The sequence below is a fragment of the Salinivibrio sp. PR5 genome, from assembly GCF_001996085.1.
GTDB classification, from domain to species: domain Bacteria; phylum Pseudomonadota; class Gammaproteobacteria; order Enterobacterales; family Vibrionaceae; genus Salinivibrio; species Salinivibrio proteolyticus.
Genome location: NZ_MUFK01000078.1, coordinates 1 through 4,289, shown reverse-complemented (window position 1 = coordinate 4,289; position 4,289 = coordinate 1). Strand labels below are relative to the sequence as shown.

Annotated in this window: 3 protein-coding genes, 1 tRNA gene and 1 pseudogene; all 5 read left to right on the top strand. The window is 44.6% G+C overall.

All coding sequences use genetic code 11. From position 1 onward, the window contains the following. The first annotated feature begins 374 nt into the window (after positions 1–374). Positions 375–1,583, top strand: coding sequence for a NupC/NupG family nucleoside CNT transporter (locus tag BZG82_RS15770; RefSeq protein ID WP_077480233.1), 1,209 nt, complete (start codon positions 375–377; stop codon positions 1,581–1,583). 180 nt (positions 1,584–1,763) lie between these two features. Further along, positions 1,764–1,854 (top strand) — tRNA-Ser (locus BZG82_RS15765). Positions 1,855–2,320: 466 nt separating this feature from the next. Further along, positions 2,321–3,481: a hypothetical protein gene (locus tag BZG82_RS15760; RefSeq protein WP_077678208.1), complete on the top strand. Its 1,161-nt coding sequence runs from the start codon at positions 2,321–2,323 to the stop codon at positions 3,479–3,481. 121 nt (positions 3,482–3,602) lie between these two features. Further along, on the top strand, positions 3,603–4,049 hold the full coding sequence (locus tag BZG82_RS15755; protein ID WP_077766292.1) for a hypothetical protein: 447 nt from the start codon (positions 3,603–3,605) through the stop codon (positions 4,047–4,049). Positions 4,050–4,051: 2 nt separating this feature from the next. Continuing rightward, positions 4,052–4,289, top strand: a pseudogene (locus BZG82_RS15750) (toll/interleukin-1 receptor domain-containing protein); the annotation flags it as partial.

The window sequence follows — 4,289 nt, the reverse complement described above, 5'->3', positions numbered from 1 at the left end:
ATAGCAGGTTATCAATAACATATGAGCGATCTGTGTCAACCAATCTTGCCAAAAACCCATCTCGCAGCCTATCCGACCATCGTCGTAGCGCTCGGTGAGCGGCCGAGAATAAAATGTGATCAAAGGCCAAATTTAGCTGGAAATGCGACTCAAATCACAATAGAATGCCCGCCCAACATGCGCTCTTCGCCAGCCCATAGGCAAAGAGTGGCTGTGTCGCGATTCGCGGCTGAAGAAAAAGTGTCCAAGGTTGGGCCCACCTTCACCGAACCCGCGGTACGATGTAACGCATGATGGAACCTCTTGCCACCTTGGCAGCGTGTCGTACTCATCTGTACCGCAAGTGCAACACAACACGGCAAGGTATTCTATTTATGCAACTTCTCTATAGTGCGGCCGGCATCGTCGCTCTGTTTTTGTGCGCCTATGCGTTCTCCTCTAACCGTAAAGCGATCAACTGGCGTACAGTGCTTGGGGCATTTGGCCTACAAGCGGGTTTTGCCGCACTGGTGCTTTACATTCCAGTAGGACAAGCCATGCTGGGTTCTATGAGCAATGGCGCGGCGAAGCTGCTTTCATTTGCCAACGAAGGCATTGAGTTTGTGTTTGGCCCTCTCGCCAACGACGGGTTTATTTTCGCTGTTAAAGTTCTGCCGCTAATCATTTTTATCAGTGCGCTGATATCCCTCCTTTATCATCTCGGCATTATGCAGTGGGTTATTAAACTTCTCGGCGGTGGTATACAGCGATTACTCGGCACCAGCCGAGCAGAGTCTCTGGTGGCAACCAGCAACATCTTTCTTTCTCAGGGCGAATCTCCTTTGGTAGTTCGCCCTTTTCTTAGCCAAATGACACGCTCTGAACTCTTCGCCGTGATGGTGGGAGGCATGGCCTCGGTCGCCGGTAGCGTGCTAGGCGGATATGCGGCGATGGGTGTGGATTTGAAATACCTGATTGCCGCGAGCTTTATGGCTGCCCCCGGCGGACTTTTGATGGCAAAAATCATTGTGCCGGAAACACAGACACCCGCAGAGCAAAACCATGTGGAGATCAGTGACAGCGATCAAGCCAATGCGATTGACGCCCTCGCCAGCGGCGCGATGAATGGCATGAAAGTCGCGGTGGCTGTGGGCACCATGCTGGTGGCCTTTATCAGTGTGATTGCGATGCTAAACGCTGGGCTGAGTAGCTTAGGTGAGTTGGTTGACATTGACGGTCTAAGCCTAGAAATGCTGTTTGGCTACCTGTTCTCACCGCTGGCACTACTCACCGGTGTACCGGTGCACGAGATCTTCACCGTGGGTAACTTGCTTGGCCAGAAAATTGCGCTTAACGAGTTTGTTGCCTTCTTATCGTTTTCTGATATCAAAGCGAACTTGTCGGTGCAAAGCCAAGTCATCGTGACCTTTGCCTTGTGTGGCTTTGCTAATATTGGCTCGATTGCCATTCAGCTCGGCTCGATTGGTGCGATGGTGCCAGAGCGTCGCAAAGATGTGGCAAGCTTGGGCGTGCGCGCAGTGATTGCCGCCACCTTTGCCAACCTAATGAGTGCGGCTCTGGCGGGTATTTTTATCGCGCTATAAGTACTGTGAAGTAAAAAGATTCTATTAAAGTGTCTCAGTAAAAGTAGGGCGATTGGCGGTAAGCTAATCGCCTTTTGCTAGCAATATCGCCAACCTGATCACGGCTTGAGCGAACAGACCAAAAGCGGCAAATAAAGGGTTTACAACCCACAACGAACCCAATAATATACGCCGCGTTCCGGAGAGATGGCTGAGTGGTTGAAAGCACCGGTCTTGAAAACCGGCAAGGGTTAATAGCCCTTCTAGGGTTCAAATCCCTATCTCTCCGCCACATACCGAAAAGCCGCTGATTATTCAGCGGCTTTTTGCATTTATGCCCCTACAAATCCCCAAACCCTGACCACGCCAACATTTTAGACGCCTTTGTCTAAACACATTACCCAGCGTTTGATAATCTAAGCCCCCTAAAATTCTCGCCCATACATGGCCTTTTGGACGCCGCCAACCAGTGGGCGGTAGCATGGGTGTTTAAGTCAATCCATTGGTATAGCGGTGCCTATCACCTCGTTCCCACGCTCCTGCGTGGTAACGCGTGATGGGTTAGTTGGTATCTTTTCGGGGTAATGTGAACGCCTGAGCTGTGATGGACGGCACGCACATTTTTGCAGACGAGTTGATTGCTTGAAGCGTTGAAAGTCGTCTTAATAACAGTAATTTAGGTGATAGTAGATGCGTATAACGGTTTTGAAAAATCGAGCACGCGCACTAATGCAATGTTAAGTGTCCAAGGAACATCGATGGATCTCAAAGAATTTTTCCCTAAATCTGGCCATATTCAAAGGCTGTACTGTGACAAGTGCAATGGGCATCTTGATTTAGTGTTTGATGATTTTTCTGAAACTGTAAGTGGCGTTGAAATAAGTATCAACGGGCTTCCAATGCTGCATTGTCCAAAATGCAATGAGAAATACCTCCCTGATGATTCCCGCTTTGCAGTAATTCATCTGCACGAGCAGGCAACGAAGAGGTCGAGTGATATAGTAAAAGTCACTCGAAACAAAACGAATCAAGATTTCGGCTTTGGCTCTGTTCCATTTATATATGATTCTGATGACTACAAATACATTCCTGGTCTTAAAAGACCTTGGGATGAAGGTTTTCTAACACCAGTATTCTTTAATCGAGAAGTTTTGCTGAAGTATGACTCATCCCCAACTTATAGGTTAAGTTTCGCGTCCACAACATACGGCGAAATACGAAGAGGGGATGACTTTTCCATGCCGTTCGGTTTGAATGGGAATGGAAAAATTGTAATGTGGTTGGGCGATATAGCTCGCTTGCCAGAAGCAGAACAATATTACCTCAGGTCTGAGAATATTGAGTCAGATCATTCTATAGGCTCTGAGTTTTATGATGGTCAAATTGAATGTGTCTTTACCGATCTTCCCAAAGAAGATGATTTGTTCAAAGCTAGATCAGAGTTCTTAGAAGCTTGCTTTACAAAGTTTGGTAGCAAGATTGCCCACCTAGATAAAGAGGTGTTTGATTTGTCGGTAACGTTTAATGCTCCAATAGTCGATACTGAGAAAGAAAGAAGGCACGTAGCAGATACACTTAATAAGATTTACCTTGAATCATTCGACAATAAGGCGCTAGGCGAAGTGATTAAGAGCTTGGGCGGTGACCCCAAAAGTCTAGGCAGTATTAAACGCCTACAAAAAGTCATAGAGTTATCATGCCCTGCATTGGATGCCTCGACGATAATGAGCCCTTTTTATATACTTTATGATTTGCGGGTAGCATATTCCCACCTAGGCTCCGACGAAAGCGGGGAAGAAAAGTTGAAGTTTGTTACTGATCGTCTTGGCATAAAAGCAGACTCTGGACTTATGGAAATTTATCCATCATTAATTGAAAAACTCCATGAGTCGTTTACTAAGCTGACAGATGCACTTTGAAGCATAACTATAAAGCACTTAACAAGCGCATGTTGTCGGACTGATTTTCCGCTGCGCTCCAAACCAGCCGCAAATGCGGGCGTTATGTGCTTTCGAAATCATCAAATGTACGAGGATGAAAATGTCAGAAAATCAACCAATTAGTGTGACTGAAGAATCTCCTTCAGTTCAAGCTCATTTAGCGATGTTACAAAATGTTATACAGAGAATGGCATCAAATAGCTCTTCATGTAAATCATGGTGTATTACTTTAGTTTCCGCTGTGCTTGTAATAGTTGCGGATAAAGGAAAGCCAGATTATGCATGGATTGCATTATTACCTACGGTAATATTTGCTTGTTTAGATGCATATTACTTAGCGTTAGAAAAGGGGTTTAGAGAAACTTACAACAAATTCGTCGAAAAACTACATCGTAAGTCATTATTTAGTTCTGATTTATATGCAATCAAGCCACAGGAGAAAATGTCAAAACATCAGGTTGATGCAATGAAGTCAATTTCAGTTTGGGGATTTTATATTCCATTAGTGTTTATGATTTATATAACTAAAATAATAGCAATTGGTTGATTATGGCGGGTATTGTAAAAAGAAAATACGAATCAGAAACAAGAAAATTACAAAAGTCATTTACACGACCTTTGAATTTAATATCAGAGGCGTTACCTGAAGAGTATGATAAGTATTTGTTGTTAAAGTTATTTAAAGAATTGTTCCCATTAATGTGGGATAGCTTAAACAAAAGATATGAACAATATGAAAGCAAGGATAAGTTCCTAGCTAAAGTCGGTAAGAGAAAAAGATATTATC

Excerpts from the sequence above, each read along its gene's own strand:
- BZG82_RS15770 (WP_077480233.1), top strand. The coding sequence starts at position 375 with ATGCAACTTCTCTATAGTGCGGCCGGCATCGTCGCTCTGTTTTTGTGC.
- BZG82_RS15760 (WP_077678208.1), top strand. The coding sequence starts at position 2,321 with ATGGATCTCAAAGAATTTTTCCCTAAATCTGGCCATATTCAAAGGCTG.
- BZG82_RS15755 (WP_077766292.1), top strand. The coding sequence starts at position 3,603 with ATGTCAGAAAATCAACCAATTAGTGTGACTGAAGAATCTCCTTCAGTT.